19 protein-coding genes are annotated in these 16586 nt (G+C 50.3%); 12 read left to right on the forward strand and 7 right to left on the reverse strand.

Annotated elements, in window-relative coordinates:
- Positions 1–62: 62 nt before the first annotated feature.
- From RFN81_RS16065 to uxaC, 4 genes are all read right to left on the reverse strand, one after another.
- Positions 63–593, reverse strand: coding sequence for a YgjV family protein (locus RFN81_RS16065; RefSeq protein ID WP_264496782.1), 531 nt, complete (start codon positions 591–593; stop codon positions 63–65).
- 85 nt (positions 594–678) lie between these two features.
- A complete protein-coding gene (locus RFN81_RS16070; protein ID WP_264496783.1) occupies positions 679–2169 on the reverse strand; it encodes a UxaA family hydrolase in 1491 nt (496 codons plus the stop codon).
- 19 nt (positions 2170–2188) lie between these two features.
- Complete coding sequence (locus RFN81_RS16075) at positions 2189–3655, reverse strand: tagaturonate reductase (protein ID WP_264496784.1); 1467 nt, start codon at positions 3653–3655, stop codon at positions 2189–2191.
- Positions 3656–3859: 204 nt separating this feature from the next.
- Positions 3860–5269: a glucuronate isomerase gene (gene uxaC, locus RFN81_RS16080; RefSeq protein ID WP_264496785.1), complete on the reverse strand. Its 1410-nt coding sequence runs from the start codon at positions 5267–5269 to the stop codon at positions 3860–3862.
- Positions 5270–5680: 411 nt separating this feature from the next.
- Here uxaC and RFN81_RS16085 point away from each other — a divergent pair, with 411 nt between their 5' ends.
- The 10 genes from RFN81_RS16085 to RFN81_RS16130 all read left to right on the forward strand — a co-directional run bounded on the left by RFN81_RS16085 (position 5681) and on the right by RFN81_RS16130 (position 12981).
- Complete coding sequence (locus RFN81_RS16085) at positions 5681–6982, forward strand: MFS transporter (protein WP_264496786.1); 1302 nt, start codon at positions 5681–5683, stop codon at positions 6980–6982.
- 202 nt (positions 6983–7184) lie between these two features.
- Positions 7185–7961 carry a transcriptional regulator ExuR gene (gene exuR / locus RFN81_RS16090; protein WP_264496787.1) on the forward strand — a complete coding sequence of 259 codons (777 nt, stop codon included), beginning with the start codon at positions 7185–7187 and terminating at the stop codon, positions 7959–7961.
- 623 nt (positions 7962–8584) lie between these two features.
- Complete coding sequence (locus RFN81_RS16095) at positions 8585–9268, forward strand: DedA family protein (RefSeq protein WP_264496788.1); 684 nt, start codon at positions 8585–8587, stop codon at positions 9266–9268.
- Between the two features lie 53 nt (positions 9269–9321).
- On the forward strand, positions 9322–9666 hold the full coding sequence (gene mzrA / locus RFN81_RS16100) for an EnvZ/OmpR regulon moderator MzrA (protein ID WP_378929242.1): 345 nt from the start codon (positions 9322–9324) through the stop codon (positions 9664–9666).
- A 5-nt stretch (positions 9667–9671) separates the two neighbouring features.
- The gene (locus RFN81_RS16105) at positions 9672–10061 is read left to right on the forward strand and encodes a DUF1090 domain-containing protein (protein ID WP_264496790.1); all 390 of its coding nucleotides are present in this window, start codon (positions 9672–9674) and stop codon (positions 10059–10061) included.
- 176 nt (positions 10062–10237) lie between these two features.
- Complete coding sequence (locus tag RFN81_RS16110; protein ID WP_264496791.1) at positions 10238–10543, forward strand: DUF883 family protein; 306 nt, start codon at positions 10238–10240, stop codon at positions 10541–10543.
- A gap of 12 nt (positions 10544–10555) precedes the next feature.
- Entirely contained in the window at positions 10556–10948 is a 393-nt protein-coding gene (locus tag RFN81_RS16115) for a phage holin family protein (protein ID WP_264496792.1), read from the forward strand.
- On the forward strand, positions 10945–11238 hold the full coding sequence (locus RFN81_RS16120) for a YqjK-like family protein (RefSeq protein ID WP_264496793.1): 294 nt from the start codon (positions 10945–10947) through the stop codon (positions 11236–11238). Before RFN81_RS16115 ends, RFN81_RS16120 begins: the two co-directional genes overlap by 4 nt.
- A 260-nt stretch (positions 11239–11498) precedes the next feature.
- Positions 11499–11894 (forward strand): DoxX family protein, encoded by a 396-nt coding sequence (locus tag RFN81_RS16125; RefSeq protein ID WP_264499012.1) that lies wholly within the window; start codon positions 11499–11501, stop codon positions 11892–11894.
- 97 nt (positions 11895–11991) lie between these two features.
- Positions 11992–12981 carry a glutathione S-transferase family protein gene (locus tag RFN81_RS16130; protein WP_264496794.1) on the forward strand — a complete coding sequence of 330 codons (990 nt, stop codon included), beginning with the start codon at positions 11992–11994 and terminating at the stop codon, positions 12979–12981.
- A 73-nt stretch (positions 12982–13054) separates the two neighbouring features.
- Here RFN81_RS16130 and RFN81_RS16135 read toward each other — a convergent pair whose 3' ends face one another.
- A complete protein-coding gene (locus RFN81_RS16135) occupies positions 13055–13951 on the reverse strand; it encodes a LysR family transcriptional regulator (protein WP_264496795.1) in 897 nt (298 codons plus the stop codon).
- A 110-nt stretch (positions 13952–14061) separates the two neighbouring features.
- Between RFN81_RS16135 and RFN81_RS16140 the strand changes: the two genes are divergently transcribed.
- Positions 14062–14760, forward strand: coding sequence for a pirin family protein (locus RFN81_RS16140; protein ID WP_264496796.1), 699 nt, complete (start codon positions 14062–14064; stop codon positions 14758–14760).
- 96 nt (positions 14761–14856) lie between these two features.
- The gene (zur, locus tag RFN81_RS16145; RefSeq protein WP_264496797.1) at positions 14857–15366 is read left to right on the forward strand and encodes a zinc uptake transcriptional repressor Zur; all 510 of its coding nucleotides are present in this window, start codon (positions 14857–14859) and stop codon (positions 15364–15366) included.
- Positions 15367–15415: 49 nt separating this feature from the next.
- On the opposite strand, the gene lexA is transcribed toward zur, so the two are convergent.
- Positions 15416–16024 (reverse strand): transcriptional repressor LexA, encoded by a 609-nt coding sequence (gene lexA, locus RFN81_RS16150; protein ID WP_264496798.1) that lies wholly within the window; start codon positions 16022–16024, stop codon positions 15416–15418.
- Positions 16025–16133: 109 nt separating this feature from the next.
- Entirely contained in the window at positions 16134–16499 is a 366-nt protein-coding gene (locus RFN81_RS16155; RefSeq protein WP_264496799.1) for a diacylglycerol kinase, read from the reverse strand.
- Positions 16500–16586: the final 87 nt, after the last annotated feature.

A 16586-nucleotide genomic window follows, 5' to 3' on the forward strand; every position in this document is an offset into this window, starting at 1 on the left:
ACGCAGAGACAGTTTCGTGCACCCTATATTGCTATTTCATATAGCCCATAGCATTCACGCCATTACGCTCTCTTTTCGGCGCTGAAGGGGTCGATGCCGCGCCGCTGCATGCGCCAGAAGCGAATGATATTAAAGCCGTTCATTAGCAGGAAGCTGCCTTCGATCAGCGATCCGCCAATCGACCCTAGCCAGATGTTATGAGCGACCCAGCAGGCGGTTGAGCACCACATCACACAACGCGTCGTTAGCCCAGAAGTACGAAATAGCGCCCAGGTACTGGCAACGGTGCCGACTATCGGCAGCAATTCCATCGCATGGTGCATGCCCGATAAACCAAAGAACAGCGTCAGCGCAATAAACACAAACATCACAAGAATATTATGTGTTTTCAGCGAGATGAGTGTTCTCGCCGAATTCAATAAGGCGCTGGCGCCTGCCGCATTGGCCCCCATTAGGAAGAAATGTAACCCAATGACGGCGCTGTATGCCGAGAGCTGTATTTTGAATTTTTGGTCGTTACGGTTAAAGAACATGGTAATGCCGACCAGAAACGCCAGCACACCAACAGACTGGGCAATCCAATACTGTGTCATGATCCCTGCCTCTATAAAATTAAAGCGAAAAAACGGCGTCATTAAAAATGAAACGCCGTTTTATTTTAGTTGGAATGAGCGAAACTTACAATGTCACACCACTCTTAAAGATCGCTAATTCACGGAAGTCATTAATCTCATTTTTGGTCTGTTTACCGTTAACAATCTCGACAATCAGATCGACAAACTGGCTTAACAGCGCTTCCATTGGCATCCCGTGAATCAGACGCCCGGCATCGAAATCAATCCAGTGCGGTTTCTTCTTCGCTAGCTCGCTGTTGGTCGCCAATTTTACCGTCGGCACAAACCCGCCATAGGGTGTACCACGCCCAGTACTAAACAGTACCATGTGGCAACCGGCCCCCGCCAGCGCGCTGGTGGCAACCGCATCATTCCCCGGTGCGCTAAGCAGGTTAAGCCCCGGCGTGTGTAAGCGCTCACCATATTTCAGCACGTCCACTACCTTACTCTGCCCCGCTTTTTGCGTACAGCCTAATGATTTTTCTTCCAGCGTGGTGATCCCGCCGGCTTTGTTGCCCGGTGAGGGGTTCTCATATATCGGCTGATTGTGCGCAATGAAGTACTGTTTAAAGTCATTCACCATGTGCACCGTTTTTTCAAACGTGGCTTCATCACGACAGCGACTCATCAGAATTCGCTCCGCTCCAAACATTTCAGGGACTTCAGTCAGCACCGTAGTGCCGCCGTTAGCGATCAGATAGTCAGAGAAACGACCTAACAATGGGTTGGCTGTAATACCGGATAACCCATCAGAACCACCACATTCCAAACCAAATTTCAGTTCGCTTAGCTTACCCGGCTCACGTTTATCATGGCGCATCGCCTCATAAAGCATATGCAACCGCTCCAGGCCCGCTTCGATTTCATCGTCCTGCTGCTGGCACACCATGAACATCACACGGTCAGAATCTACTTCACCCAATGTACTGCGGAACGCATCAACTTGATTGTTTTCACACCCCAGCCCAATCACCAGCACGGCCCCGGCATTCGGGTGCCGTACCATGTTTTGCAACATGGTGCGCGTGTTTTCGTGATCCTGACCAAGCTGTGAACAGCCAAACGTATGGCTAAACAGATAAACGCCATCGATTCCCTCTGCATCATGTGTTTCTTTCAGGAAACGCTGCTGGATCTGGCGCGCAATCCCATTCACACAGCCGACGGTGGGCAGAATCCACAGTTCGTTACGAACGCCTACGTCGCCATTTTTACGCCGATAGAGCTGTACGTCCCGATCGCCCATTTGTGGCGGCAGATCGATAAACTCAGGCTGATACTGATACTCATCCAGATCGCTGAGATTGGTCTTCGCATTCTGAGAGTGGATATGTTCTCCGGGAGCAATAGCGACCAGCGCATGGCCAATCGGCAGGCCATACTTGATAATCATGTCACCGGGTGCGATGTTTTTCAGCGCGAACTTATGCCCGCGCACGACAGGTTGCTGAAGTGTCACCGTATGGCTATCCACCGACACCGTTTCGCCTTGCTCAATATCACGCAAGGCGACAGCCACATTGTCCAGAGAATGAATTTTTATAATACTTTGCATGGATAACCCTTCTTGCTAATTAGCAATAGCCTGCCACGGCGGCGCGCATACCGCGATCAACGATGGCCTGTAATTGCTCCGTCACCTGTGTCGCTAAGCCAGGAACCTGCGTGAGATCCTGCCCCCAATGTTCAGCATCGCGTAGGACGGTATTCACCAATTCCGCCAAGCTGACGGTATCTGCATTTACACCTGCCCACAGCGTGGCGTAACGTTCCAGCCAATGGGCATCATCCTGTAATGGATAGGTTTGTCGTGCTGCCCCCTCTCCGCTACGTTCGCCGCGATAGAACGCGATCAACGCCGCCAATGCAAACGTCAGACGCACAGGTAACTTGCCGTGGCGTTCACGATAAGTCAGCAACTGCGGCAAGATTCGAGTACGGAATTTAGTCATGCCATTGAGCGAGATAGACAGTAACTGATGCTGAATGAAAGGATTACGAAAGCGGCCTAGCACGGCTTGAGCAAACGATGTCAATTCGTCATGCGGCAAATCCAGTACCGGCACGATTTCTTCAGCGATGGTCTTTTCGACAAACTGGCTAATCTGCGCATCGTTCATCGATTCGCCAACGGTATCCAGTCCCGCAAGAAAGGCCACCGGCACCAGCGCGGTGTGGGCACCATTAAGGATCGCCACCTTACGTTCTTTATACGGTTTGATGTCATCAACGATACGAACGTTCAGATCCAGTTTGTTCAGGCGTAGTTCTTGCGCCAGCCACTGCGGCCCCTGGATAACAAACAGGTAGAAATATTCCGCCGTGTCCCAAAAGGTATCCTGATAGCCCATTTCCTGTTCTAACGCCTCGACCTCGGCACGCGGATAGCCTGTCACAATACGGTCTACCAGCGTTGAGCAGAAGGTATTATGATCGTTCAGCCAGGCGGTAAATGCGGGCGTTAATTCCCACTGTGCGGCATAGCGCAACACCAACTCCTTCAGCGCTACGCCATTGTAATCAATCAGCTCACACGGCAGTAACACCCAACCTTTATCCGCCGCACCGTTAAAATGACGGAAACGTTCATACAGTAGACGGGTTAATTTAGCGGGGAAGCTGACGGGCGGCGCATCACTCAGACGGTCATCGGCGTGATAGCTGATACCGGCTTCAGTCGTATTGGAAAATACGAAGCGAATGTTGGGATCGTGCGCCAACGCCAGGTAGTCATCGAACTGATGGTATATGTTGATTTCTCGGTTGACCGAACGGATCAATCGGGGTTCTCGCACCGCTTCACCCCGTTCGTTCAGACCACGAATAATCGTGGTGTACAACCCATCTTGCGTGTTCAGCGAAGGCGGGAAATCGGAATCAATAGGGCGAACCACCACGATGCCTGCATCCAGATCGGTGTGCTCATTCAACAAGTCCAACTGCCAGTCGATAAAGGCACGTAGGAAGTTGCCTTCACCAAACTGAATAACGCGATCCGGGTGTTGGCGACCGGGGAAATTGTGACGATTTAACGTTTGCATTAACAGGCTACCTCAGGACGAATCCCATATTCAGGGCACGTGATAGCCACCGCCATCCTTGCCCTACATTAATATTCACCAACGCCGCATTACCACAGGCGCCAATGATTAAAAAACCGAGATGACGAGAGCTACAGCGTAAATGCTTTTACAATCTTCACGCCGACACTCCCGCCCTTTTCACGGTTTAACGCCGTGAATACGTTACAGCTCGATGGCGAAATAGTTTTTCGCGTTATCGAAACAGATGTTTTTCACCATTTCGCCCAGTAAAGGCAGATCAGCCGGCGCTTCGCCATCTTCCACCCAACGCCCGATCATTTGGCATAGGATGCGACGGAAATATTCATGGCGGGTATAAGACAGGAAGCTGCGGCTATCGGTCAGCATACCAACGAAACGGCTGAGCAAACCGAGCTGGGCAAGCTGTGTCATTTGGCGTTGCATACCGTCTTTTTGGTCATTGAACCACCAGCCCGCGCCAAACTGCATCTTGCCCGGCATCCCCTCACCCTGGAAGTTACCCACCATGGTGCCGATCACTTCGTTATCGCGTGGATTCAGGCAATAAAGGATCGTTTTTGGCAGTAGGTTTTCTTCATTTTGCTTACTGAGCAGGCGGGATAGTTCCTGAGCCAGAGGCCGATCGTTAATCGAGTCGAAGCCCACATCTGGCCCTAATAACTTAAACTGACGCAGGTTATTGTTGCGTAACGCGCCGATGTGATATTGCTGAACCCAGCCGCGACGTGCATATTCCGCGCCTAACCACACCAGAACAGCGGTCTTGAATTGTGCGACCTCATGCTCGCTCAGCGTTTCACCGGAGAGGCGACGAGCCAGAATAGCGTCCAGCGTAGCCTCATCCGCTTCGGCGAATACCACCACATCCAGAGCATGATCGGAGACTTTACAACCGTGCGCGGCGAAGTGATCCAGACGTTTACTCAGCGCCGCTTGCAGATCGCTGAAGCGGCGGATATCGGTATCCGCGACTTCACCCAGCTTCGCCATGTAGTCGTTAAATGTCGCCAGTTCTATATTAAACGCTTTATCCGGGCGCCAGCTTGGCAAGACTTTAATCGAGAAACTGGGATCCTGGGCTACCGCTTTATGGTGGCGCAAATCGTCAATCGGATCGTCTGTCGTACCGACCATTTTTACGTTCATCTGCTGCATGATGCCGCGTGCGGTGAATTCATCGCGCTCCAGCATGGCATTACAGCGGTTCCAGATGTCTTTTGCCGTACTCGGTGACAGCAGCGTCCCCGTTATGCCGAACGGGCGGCGCAGTTCCAGATGTGTCCAGTGATACAGTGGATTACCAATCGTGTGCGGCACAGTAGCAGCCCAGGCTTCAAATTTTTCCCAATCGCTGGCATCCCCCGTACACAGACGCTCAGGCACACCATTAGTACGCATTGCACGCCATTTGTAGTGATCGCCTTTCAGCCAGATGTCATACAGGTTTTTGAAACGGTAATTTTCCGCAATTTGTTCAGGCGGCAAATGGCAGTGGTAGTCAAATATCGGCTGGTCGACGGCATAGTCGTAATAGAGGCGACGAGCAAATTCACTGTCTAACAAAAAATCTTCACTCAGGAACTGGGACATACTTTCTTCCTTACCGTGCTTTTTGTGCACCATGTTAGTTGACCGTTAAAAGATATCACACCAATTATGCGCAATATCTCACAGCATTTGTGAGGTGATGATCGCAAAAATGTCACAACCTGTACAATAACGCACCAAACTCCGTCATAAATCATCTGATAGACGTGATTTATGTACGATTTATGTATTTCCACATAAAAATAATGGTTTTGTGATATCACTCAACTTTTGAAGTTGTATGACAAATTATTGTAACCCTGCTTTAAGTAAGGATTCAATCGCTATCTCATAAAGAGAAGGGATCCCCTGTTCAGCACAACAAATCGTGTCATCGCACACGATATGGCACATCAAGCCCTGGCAAGAATCAAGGTCATCGCTGTGTTTTTATTGACTCGGAGAAGAAATTAAATGCGTAAAATTAAAGGGTTACGCTGGTACATGATCGGACTGGTGACCATCGGCACCGTGCTGGGATATCTCACACGTAATGCGGTTTCTGTCGCCGCGCCTACGCTTCAGGAACAATTACACATCACCACACAGCAATATTCGTACATTATCGCGGCTTACTCAGCTTGTTATACCATTATGCAACCGATCGCCGGCTATGTGCTGGATGTGCTCGGTACCAAGATTGGCTATGCCTTGTTCGCTATAGTCTGGGCCGTCTTTTGCATGGGAACCGCGCTGGCGAATAGTTGGGGAGGGCTGGCTATCGCCCGCGGCGCCGTCGGTATGGCGGAAGCCGCGATGATCCCTGCGGGGTTAAAAGCCAGTAGCGAGTGGTTCCCAGCAAAAGAGCGATCCGTTGCGGTTGGCTATTTCAACGTCGGGTCATCCATTGGGGCGATGATTGCGCCGCCGCTGGTCGTGTGGGCAATCGTGGCGCACAGTTGGGAAATGGCCTTCATCATTACGGGTGCACTAAGTCTTATCTGGGCCATCAGTTGGCTCGTTTTCTATAAGCATCCGAAAGATCAAAAGAAACTTAGCGATGAAGAGCGCGACTACATTCTTAACGGGCAGGAAGCACAACACCAAACCAATAATAAGAAAAGGATGTCTGCCTGGCAGATCCTGCGTAACCGCCAATTTTGGGGTATCGCGCTACCGCGCTTTCTGGCTGAACCCGCCTGGGGAACATTTAATGCCTGGATTCCATTGTTTATGTTTAAAGCCTATGGTTTTAACTTAAAAGAAATTGCGATGTTCGCCTGGATGCCAATGCTGTTCGCCGACATTGGTTGTATTCTCGGTGGCTACATGCCAATGCTTTTCCAAAAATATTTCAATGTTAATCTGATTGTTTCTCGTAAGTTAGTTGTCACACTGGGTGCGATATTAATGATAGCCCCAGGGATGATTGGTCTGTTCTCCAGCCCTTATGTTGCTATCGCTCTGCTGTGCGTCGGCGGATTCGCGCATCAAGCCTTGTCAGGCGCGTTGATTACGTTGTCATCCGACGTGTTTGGCCGCAATGAAGTCGCTACGGCGAATGGCCTGACCGGCATGGCGGCCTGGATGGCGAGCACGCTGTTTGCATTGGTGGTCGGCGCATTGGCCGACACGCTGGGCTTTAGCCCGTTATTTGCCGCACTGTCAGTCTTCGACTTGCTAGGCGCAGTCGTCATTTGGACGGTGTTGAAAAACCAGCCAGCGTCGGAAGTCGACTCAGTACCTGAACCCAGTAAACCAGCCAGCCAACACTGATAAATCCTGCATTATTCTAGCTCATCCGGTATTATCGGATGAGTTGCCCGCTTATAAGTACGTACTCTGATAACTGTGACCATAATATTGGTTGCTGCTATGATTAAGTGGTATAACAAATTATCTTTCAAAGATTAACAAGAAAGGCACTCATGCCCTGACGTGGCACACGGATCGTCATCTATCGAGAGTAGACATCATCATGGCACTCACTGAACCTCGACGGCTATACCAGCAGTTAGCCGCAGAATTAAAACAGCGCATCGAAAGTGGTCGGTATCAGGTCGGCGAAAAATTACCGGCAGAACGTTCTATTTCAGAAGAGATGAACGTTAGCCGCACCGTAGTGCGCGAAGCGATTATCATGCTGGAAGTTGAAGGATACGTTGAAGTACGTAAAGGCTCAGGCATTCATGTTATTGCCAACCAGCAGAAGACGTCGTTTATCACTAGCAGCGATGCTGATTTTGTTACGGCGGGTCCGTTTGAACTGCTTCAGGCGCGCCAGCTTATCGAAAGTAATATTGCCGAATTTGCTGCGACGCAGGTCACACGCCAGGACATCATTCAATTGCTGGAAATTCAGGAACATGCACGCCAGGAAGATCGCTTTCGTGATTCCGAATGGGATCTCAAATTTCATGTTCAAGTCGCACTGGCGACACAAAACTCGGCGATGGCCACCATCGTTGAAAAAATGTGGAGTCAACGGATCCATAACCCCTACTGGCGCAAACTACATGAGCACATTGACGACAAGTCGATAGAAGGCTGGTACGAAGATCACGACGGCATACTTAAGGCTCTGATTCGCAAAGATCCGCATGCTGCCAAGCTGGCGATGTGGCGGCACCTGGAAAACACCAAGCAAATGTTGTTTCGCGCTACGACGGATGATTTTGAGTTCAATGTCGATCGCTATATGTTTGCGGATAACCCCGTCGTACACCTCGATGAGAAAAATATGGGTAAGCCCTGATCGCTTTCCCCTTGCCTTAAGCCAGGGGAAATCGCTTTTAAAGATTAGAGTAAAGGTCAAAAAACGTTGATTTCTGTCAGCGTGTGTAAAATATCCTGGAAACGCCGACTCTTCCTCGAAAAATGCCCCTTAATCTCCCGAGTTGTCGTAATATTTCCCTGTCTCAGTAGCCCCTATTTTGTTACAGTTGATGTGTCTTTTTTACGCTTAATTCGTCGCTTTGGATGCAAAGTCAGCCAAGACCACACAATCCCACCCCGTACGTTTATCGGGTTTGCAGCACCATCGGGTATCAGGTCAGACACTAGCGTCACTATCAGGTGGGGCAAAACAGACAGCGTCGAAAAAATCATCACCCAGCCTCCTGATATACCCTAAATCATTCAAGCTTCAGGCAGGCGGCGAGAAAAGCAACCCCGTAAATTTACGCAGGGAAGTCATGCCAGTGGCTGACAAATCTGTAGCTTGTTGTGCTAGCCATAGCATGGGGTACATATAGGTGTGTTGAATCGCGCCGACGATGTACATGAAAGTGTCGGGGATAACAGTGTATTCACTCTTGTCATGTTTAAACGCGTGATTATTGCCAAGGCTAAATGAATCAGAAGTATTAGGAATACCGGATGGAATTAATTAAAGAACTGTTGAACGCGCTGTGGCATCAGGATTTCGATATTTTAGCCGATCCCAAGCTGGTATGGACTGTATATATCTTACTGTTTTTAATTATTTTTCTTGAAAACGGCCTTCTTCCTGCCGCTTTCTTGCCCGGCGATAGCTTGCTCATTTTGGTTGGTGTCCTTGTCGCCAAAGGTACCATGAATTACCCGTTTACCCTCTTTTTACTGACAACAGCTGCCAGCCTCGGTTGCTGGGCCAGCTACATTCAGGGTAAATGGCTCGGTAACACGGGTGTCGTTCAGGGGTGGCTTTCACATTTACCGGCACACTACCACCAACGCGCACACCAACTCTTTCATCGCCATGGTCTGTCCGCGCTATTAGTGGGCCGCTTTCTGGCGTTTGTCAGAACCTTATTACCCACCATCGCCGGTCTGTCTGGCCTGAACAATGCGCGCTTTCAGTTCTTTAATTGGATGAGCGGGTTCCTGTGGGTGTTTATTTTAGTCACGCTGGGTTTTGCCTTGGGGAATACAACCTTCTTCCTGAAATACGAAGATGAGTTAATGCTCTGCCTCATGATGCTACCGCTGGTGCTGCTGTTCATCGGGCTGTTTGGTTCGCTTTTTGTCCTATGGCGTAAAAAACAAGATACGAAAGCAAATAATGCTGAAAAAGGGAGATAATCGTGTCAATCCATTGGCTATCCTCTAAATTCACATTCAGGCATATCGGTCGAATGCTGCTATTGCTTGCCTTACTGACGATAGTTTTAACGCAGTCCCTATCACCACGTCATGCCCATGATGATGCCATGTTACACATTAAGCCTTATGCTGGCGCAGCATTGCCAGATGGCTTTTATGTCTATCAGCGGCTAAACGAAAAGGGGATCGAGATAAAAAGTATTACGCCAGAACAAGACAGTCTGGTCGTTCGTCTTGTATCACCAGAGCAAAGTATCGCAGCCAGAGATATTTTGCGGCTGTCCCTGCCTAAAGTCTCCATTACGGCGCAGTTGACGACAGCTCCAACGCCCTTCTGGCAGCATAAATTAACCCAAAAACAATCTAAACTGGGGTGATAAATATGAAATTATCTCCGTGTATTATTGCATTAACGCTCCTATTTTCCGGTCACACATTGGCCGATGACGCCAATCAGGTCGAAACCTGCCAACAGAAGGCACAAAATATTCAGCACCAGCTTGATGAAGCGCGTAAACAGGGAAATCAGCATCGCATCCGAGGGCTAGAGAAAGCGCTGGACGGTGTCAAAAGCCATTGTACGGATGTTGGCCTGGCGCAGAAACATCAGGAATCCCTCGCGGAAAAACGGCAAAAGGTTGCCGAACGGCAGCAAGAACTTAACGAGAGTCGGCAAAAAGGCGACGACGCAGACAAGATCCTTAAACGTGAGAGAAAACTGGCTGAAGCCGAGCAGGCATTGCGGGCAGAGGAAGGCGGCGCATCGCATTAATGGCGCTTCTGTTGTGCATGCGACATCCTTCCGCTGAAGACAAATTGCCGTACTTCTAACCCGTTATCGGAATTATCCGTATCCACGATTGTCCGCATTTACAAAGGCAGCATAATTTTTATCTTCGGCTATAGTTAAATCCAGGTTTCCGACATAAACATAAAAGGGTTAATAGAATGGCTAAAGATCAAAATTCTGAGTACCTGCGCACCGAGCTCAAAACACTGGCTGATACGCTAGAGGAAGTTCTCAGTTCATCGAGCGAAAAATCAAAAGAAGAATTGGATAAACTCCGCAGCAAGGCAGAAAGCGCACTCAAAGATACGCGTAGCCGCCTTAGTGAAGCGGGTGAGCGTATCGCTTCTCACACCAAAGACGCGGTTGAATCCGCCGACGATTATGTTCGTGATAACCCATGGACAGGCGTTGGTATTGGTGCCGCTATCGGCGTCGTGCTTGGCGTTCTGCTATCTCGCCGCTGATAGCTGATCGTTATGACGGATAAATATCAGCAAGGCCCCGCTAGCGGGGTCATCGGCTCAGCCAAACGCATCGTGACCCTCTTGGTTAAGATGGTCGAAAGCCGTTTGCGGCTAGTGGTCATTGAACTTGAGGAAGAAAAAGCCAACCTTATCCAGCTACTCCTTTTGGTTGGCTTAACGCTACTCTTTACGATGTTCGGCATCATGAGTCTGGTGGCATTGCTCATTTTGGGCATAGATCCTGCGTATCGTCTCTATACCGTCGGTTGGATAACCGTGGTGTTATTAGGTCTGGCAGTGATAGGGGGAATATGGACGCTGATAAAAGTGCGCCGTTCCACCTTGCTCAAGGCGACACGTAAAGAGCTCGAAATTGATAAAGTGCTGCTGGAGGAAGATAAATGAGCCAGCGCCAGTCGCGCGAACGAGAAAAAGCCCAGTTACTGCGCCACATACAACAGCAGCGATTGGATCTGGCGGCGGCGAAAAGACATTGGCTGGCAACCACTGCCCGTTACGATCGTGGCTGGAGAAACCTGATGCAGTGGCGTAAATTCTGGATCGTTGGTTCCGGCCTTATCGCGCTTTATGGTGTGCGCCATCCCCGACGAATGATCCTCTGGGGGCGTCGTCTGGTTGGACTCTGGGGGGCATTTAGGTTTGTGCGCAAAACGTTTATTTCACGCCGCCGCTAACCCTTTTATCACACAGGCTTCCCCCTCCACATGTCACCAACCCGTATTATTTAACGCGCTAAGGCTATATAGCGCGTTCTCTTCCACCGCATAAAACATCAATTTTTCTGAAAAAAAACAACAATTATACTCGCTGGCAGCACAAATCATCTCTCTATATTATCAGCCCATAACCTCGTAACAGCCAAGGTTTCAGACAGCGCCTGCTACCGCGAACACGATAGGGCTGCTAGCAATAACTAACATTAATGGAAAAGATGATGAAAAATTTAGAAAGTACCGCACTGTTGGTCGCACGAATTTTAATGCCAATTCTGTTTATCACCGCGGGTTACGGCAAGCTGGGCGATGCCTACGCAGGAACCCAGCAATACATGCAAGCCATGGGCGTACCAACCTTCCTTCTGCCGCTCACCATTCTGCTGGAATTAGGCGGGGGCCTGGCCGTACTGTTTGGATTATTGACTCGTACCGTCGCCCTGTTTACCGCTGGCTTTACCCTGCTGACGGCGATCATTTTCCACTCTAATTTTGCCGAAGGGGTGAACCAACTGATGTTCATGAAAAATCTGACCATCGCGGGCGGCTATCTCTTACTGGCAGTCACCGGACCAGGTGCTTTCAGCGTCGATCGTCTGTTGGGTAAAAAGTGGTAAAACGAGCCGCCTCCGGCCTGTACTACACTTAATGCATTAGACGGCAGGAATACAAGGCCTGCCGTCAGTCTATCATTATTCATTCGAGGGAAGATGTATGGGACAACTGATTGACGGCGTATGGCACGATACCTGGTATGAAACAAAATCTACCGGCGGGCGCTTCACACGCTCAGAATCCGCATTCCGCCACTGGGTAACGCCCGACGGCGCCCCCGGCCCCACTGGCGAAAGCGGTTTTCCCGCACAGCCCGGCCGTTATCATCTCTACGTCTCACTCGCCTGCCCCTGGGCACATCGCACATTACTCATGCGGCAGTTGAAAGGATTAGTCGATCACATCGCGGTATCGGTGGTACATCCGCTCATGCTCGATCATGGTTGGACATTTAGTACAGATTTTCCGGGTGCAACAGGAGATTCGCTTTATCAGCATGAGTTTCTTTATCAACTCTATTTACACGCCAAACCAGATTACAGCGGGCGGGTGACCGTGCCTGTCCTGTGGGACACCGAGCGGCATACCATCGTGAGCAACGAATCCGCTGATATCATCCGTATGCTGAACAGTGCGTTTGATGGCGTAGGCGCCTCGGAGGGAGATTATTACCCGCAGGCGCTACGCGCTCAAATTGATGAATTGAACGGCTGGATTTATGACAACGTCAATAATGGCGTTTACAAAGCAGGTTTTGCGACCAGCCAGACAGCCTACAATGAGGCGGCGACGGCCGTTTTTGCCGCATTATCCGATCTGGAAGCCATTCTTGCGCAGCAGCGTTACCTCACTGGCGCTCGGTTAACCGAAGCCGATCTACGGCTATGGACAACATTAATTCGTTTCGATCCGGTTTATCACACGCATTTTAAATGTGATAAATATCGTCTCAGCGATTACCCCAATCTGTTCGGTTTTCTGCGTGATATTTATCAGATGCCTGGCATCGCTGATACCGTTGATATGATGCATATCCGTCACCACTACTACCGTAGCCACAGCACCATTAATCCACACGGTGTAATCTCCCTAGGTCCAGAGCAAGATCTGCATCAACCTCACCAGCGTGATAAGAGATTTTCCCATTAATAGCGCAAGTTAACATGATGGCAAGGCGCGACGTCTTGCCGCTATACGGCACAACACTTGAGGCTCGACAACACTAGGGTTTGTTCAGCAATTTTGGAATTTCGCGCAGGAACCAGGATTTTGCCTCACCCATGCTGTCCCGTCGCCACGCCATAATTATCTGGCTTTCTATGTGATACTCCGGCCCAACCACCCGTAAACGCCCTTCGGCAATATCCTCCTCCACCATGGGGTAAGGCATCGTGGCGACGCCTAATCCTGCGAGTAACGCAAGACGCTTATCCTCCAGCGAACTCACCGTCAGACGCTGCTGCTTATCAAGCAGTTGCACGGTAAGCACCGGGCGTTCGCGTGCGGTATCGGCGACGGCAATCCCACGGTACTTTACCCGAGTTGCATCTGACAGCGGCTCAGGCTCCTGATGGATAGGATGATCCGGGCTGGCGACATAAACATTATTCGTTGTGTACAGTTTGCGAGTATTCATTTCTGATGACGCGCGAAAGTGCATATCCGGCGCGATAACGATATCGGCACGCCCTTGTTCAAGGCGTTCCCACGCGCCTGCCAGCACTTCCGTCAGAATCGATACCTGCGTGTTCGCCTTGAGCGCCAGTTTATCGATTAAGGGAAAAAGCCGCTGGGTAGGAATCAGCGCTTCCGTCACAATCGTCAGGTGCGTTTCCCAACCGCGCGCCAGTGCTTCCGCATCCGCGGTCAGTTTATCTGCCGCCTCCAGCAATATACGACCGCGCTCCAGCAGCATACGCCCGACGTTAGTGAATTTGGTGCGATGCCCGGAACGATCGAACAACACCACATCTAACTCTTCTTCCAGTTTTTGCATGGTATAGCTCAGCGCGGAGGGCACCCTGCCCAGTTCGTCAGCGGCCGCCGCAAAACTGCCGCGGCGATCGATCGCATCCATCACCCTCAAGGCTTCCAGCGTCAGTGCTCGTTCTCTCGCCATCGTTTTCTCATTCAGGAATTTTGAATATACCCACCAGATTAACTAGCTAACAATCCAACGTCCACACAATTACTATCGGTTTAATAAATAATTATCCGAGGATTACGGTTATGATCACACGAAGAGCGGTAGGACAATGCGGTCAGGCCGACTATGGCTGGTTGCAGGCGCGCTATACCTTCTCTTTCGGTCACTATTTTGATCCACAGTTGCTGGGCTATGCTTCTCTACGCGTGCTTAATCAGGAAGTGCTAGCGCCGGGGGCATCGTTCCAGCCACGGAGCTACCCACGGGTAGATATCCTGAATATTATTCTGCAGGGTGAGGCCGAATATCGCGACAGCAACGGCGCACATGTTCACGCTAAAGCTGGAGAGGTATTGTTGCTCGCCACTCAGCCAAACGTCAGTTATAGCGAACACAACCCCAGCGCCAGTGCTCCGTTGACTCGCCTGCAATTATGGCTGAACGCTTGCCAGACGCGGGAAAACAGCCCGCTACAGCGTATGGCATTAAATTCATCAAGTCACACGCTGCTTGCTTCGCCCGAAGGTGAAGATCAGAGCCTGCAACTGCGACAGCAAGTTTGGGTCCATCATGTCGATCTCCAGCAAGATGCGCAAAGCGCAATCACCCTACAGGGCAACCAGGCCTACCTGCAGCTGATCCGTGGTTCAATGATAGTAAAGGGCGACCATAACAGCGAGGTCTTACACTGTGGAGACGGCGCATTTATTAAACAAGAACCGTCACTGACGCTACGGGCTGGATCGCCGGTACGAGCCTTGCTTATCGATCTGGTGGTATAACGCTATTATCGCAGGATAATGCCGCCAGTTCGGCGTTTTTACGCAATCGTGATAAGATATCCGCCTTAATTCTCAATGCGTCAGGGTGATATGGCAATGAATTCAACCCAACAGGACAAACTGCTTGCCCAGGCTGAACAAATTTGTCAGCAACGCGCTGTGCGTCTCACGCCCCAGCGGTTAGAAGTTTTACGCCTTATGGCCCAACAACCCGGCGCGATCAGCGCATATGATCTGCTCGATCTGCTGCGGGTTTCCGAGCCTCAGGCCAAACCGCCGACGGTCTATCGTGCGCTGGATTTTCTGCTGGAGCAGGGCTTCATTCATCGAGTCGAATCCAACAACAGTTACGTACTGTGTCACCATATCGAAGACCAAAGCCATACCTCCGCCCTCTTCATCTGCGATCGCTGTGGGCAGGTGACAGAACGTCAAACCGAAGGGGTGGAGGAAACGCTACGCAATTTGGCGCAACAGTCAGGATTTACGCTGCGTCACAGCGTTGTGGAAGCACACGGGCTATGCAGCGACTGCCAGGAAATAGCATCATGCAAACAGCCGGATCATTGCGATCATGACCATAGCGTGCCGATAAAAAAACGTTAATGCCTAAAGACGCAACTTCCAGCCACTAGCCGTGCGTAGCCACAAACTGTTAGCTCCAGTCGCTGTTACGAATGATGCCAACCGCTAAGCCTTCTACCGAAAAATTTTGCTGGCGCAGATCGACAACAATGGGGGCAAACTCTTCATTCTCAGCGAGCAAATACACCGTATTACCTTGTTTCTTCAGGCGTTTTACCGTCACTTCATCTTCGATACGTGCGACAACGATTTGCCCGTTGCGAACATCTTCGGTTTTGTGCACAGCGAGTAAATCGCCATCCATAATGCCAATATTTTTCATCGACATGCCGCTTACTCGCAGCAAAAAATCAGCGCTGGGTTTGAACATTGCAGGATCGACCTGATAATGACATTCGATATGTTCCTGCGCGAGCAGCGGCTCACCTGCGGCGACGCGCCCCACCAAGGGGATCCCCGTCTCTTCTTCCATCAGAAGGCGAATGCCACGCGAAGCGCCTGAGACAATTTCAATTACGCCTTTACGCGCCAATGCCTTTAGGTGCTCTTCCGCCGCATTGGGTGAGCGGAACCCCAATTGTTGAGCAATTTCCGCACGCGTTGGCGGCATTCCAGTCTGCGCAATATGATCGCGGATTAAGTCATACACCTGCTGCTGCCTTGCCGTTAATACTTTCATCCCGCCCCCTGGTTGTTTATACAGTCTTTCCGTGAGTATATACAGGTAAGTCAACATTGGGAATGCCGATGTAGGCAAAGCCCTGACTTTTATTTGCTTATGCGTAACGTCAGGCAAAACACTGCCAGAGAATGCCTCCCCAGACAACAGCAGCAAACAGGAAAGCGATGAAAACGGCCGCGGAGCCCATATCTTTAGCTCGACCCGATAATTCATGGTGTTCGCAGCCAATGCGATCGACAACCGCTTCAATGGCACTATTGGCTAACTCGAAGAGCATAATCAAGACGACAGATCCAATCAGTAATAGTTTTTCGACTAGCGTAACGGGCAATAAACACGCAACGATGATGCCGACACTCGTCAGTAGAGTTTCCTGACGAAATGCCGCTTCGTGCCGCCACGCCTGTTTCAGCCCATTAAGGGAATAACCAGTCGCCTTAATAATCCGGGTTACTCCCGTCGCTTTATTCATTTATCCTCCACTTTTTATATAAAATAGTTCGCATTTTAACGCGCTGGTGTTGTCTCATCACCACAGATCTCCGGCGCAGTTTCTGGT

The organism is Pectobacterium cacticida, from assembly GCF_036885195.1.
GTDB lineage: Bacteria > Pseudomonadota > Gammaproteobacteria > Enterobacterales > Enterobacteriaceae > Pectobacterium > Pectobacterium cacticida.

What these genes read in the sequence shown, in the direction of transcription:
- RFN81_RS16065 (WP_264496782.1), bottom strand. Translation starts at nt 593, where the DNA reads ATGACACAGTATTGGATTGCCCAGTCTGTTGGTGTGCTGGCGTTTCTG.
- RFN81_RS16070 (WP_264496783.1), bottom strand. Translation starts at nt 2,169, where the DNA reads ATGCAAAGTATTATAAAAATTCATTCTCTGGACAATGTGGCTGTCGCC.
- RFN81_RS16075 (WP_264496784.1), bottom strand. Translation starts at nt 3,655, where the DNA reads ATGCAAACGTTAAATCGTCACAATTTCCCCGGTCGCCAACACCCGGAT.
- uxaC (WP_264496785.1), bottom strand. Translation starts at nt 5,269, where the DNA reads ATGTCCCAGTTCCTGAGTGAAGATTTTTTGTTAGACAGTGAATTTGCT.
- RFN81_RS16085 (WP_264496786.1), top strand. Translation starts at nt 5,681, where the DNA reads ATGCGTAAAATTAAAGGGTTACGCTGGTACATGATCGGACTGGTGACC.
- exuR (WP_264496787.1), top strand. Translation starts at nt 7,185, where the DNA reads ATGGCACTCACTGAACCTCGACGGCTATACCAGCAGTTAGCCGCAGAA.
- RFN81_RS16095 (WP_264496788.1), top strand. Translation starts at nt 8,585, where the DNA reads ATGGAATTAATTAAAGAACTGTTGAACGCGCTGTGGCATCAGGATTTC.
- mzrA (WP_378929242.1), top strand. Translation starts at nt 9,322, where the DNA reads ATGCTGCTATTGCTTGCCTTACTGACGATAGTTTTAACGCAGTCCCTA.
- RFN81_RS16105 (WP_264496790.1), top strand. Translation starts at nt 9,672, where the DNA reads ATGAAATTATCTCCGTGTATTATTGCATTAACGCTCCTATTTTCCGGT.
- RFN81_RS16110 (WP_264496791.1), top strand. Translation starts at nt 10,238, where the DNA reads ATGGCTAAAGATCAAAATTCTGAGTACCTGCGCACCGAGCTCAAAACA.
- RFN81_RS16115 (WP_264496792.1), top strand. Translation starts at nt 10,556, where the DNA reads ATGACGGATAAATATCAGCAAGGCCCCGCTAGCGGGGTCATCGGCTCA.
- RFN81_RS16120 (WP_264496793.1), top strand. Translation starts at nt 10,945, where the DNA reads ATGAGCCAGCGCCAGTCGCGCGAACGAGAAAAAGCCCAGTTACTGCGC.
- RFN81_RS16125 (WP_264499012.1), top strand. Translation starts at nt 11,499, where the DNA reads ATGAAAAATTTAGAAAGTACCGCACTGTTGGTCGCACGAATTTTAATG.
- RFN81_RS16130 (WP_264496794.1), top strand. Translation starts at nt 11,992, where the DNA reads ATGGGACAACTGATTGACGGCGTATGGCACGATACCTGGTATGAAACA.
- RFN81_RS16135 (WP_264496795.1), bottom strand. Translation starts at nt 13,951, where the DNA reads ATGGCGAGAGAACGAGCACTGACGCTGGAAGCCTTGAGGGTGATGGAT.
- RFN81_RS16140 (WP_264496796.1), top strand. Translation starts at nt 14,062, where the DNA reads ATGATCACACGAAGAGCGGTAGGACAATGCGGTCAGGCCGACTATGGC.
- zur (WP_264496797.1), top strand. Translation starts at nt 14,857, where the DNA reads ATGAATTCAACCCAACAGGACAAACTGCTTGCCCAGGCTGAACAAATT.
- lexA (WP_264496798.1), bottom strand. Translation starts at nt 16,024, where the DNA reads ATGAAAGTATTAACGGCAAGGCAGCAGCAGGTGTATGACTTAATCCGC.
- RFN81_RS16155 (WP_264496799.1), bottom strand. Translation starts at nt 16,499, where the DNA reads ATGAATAAAGCGACGGGAGTAACCCGGATTATTAAGGCGACTGGTTAT.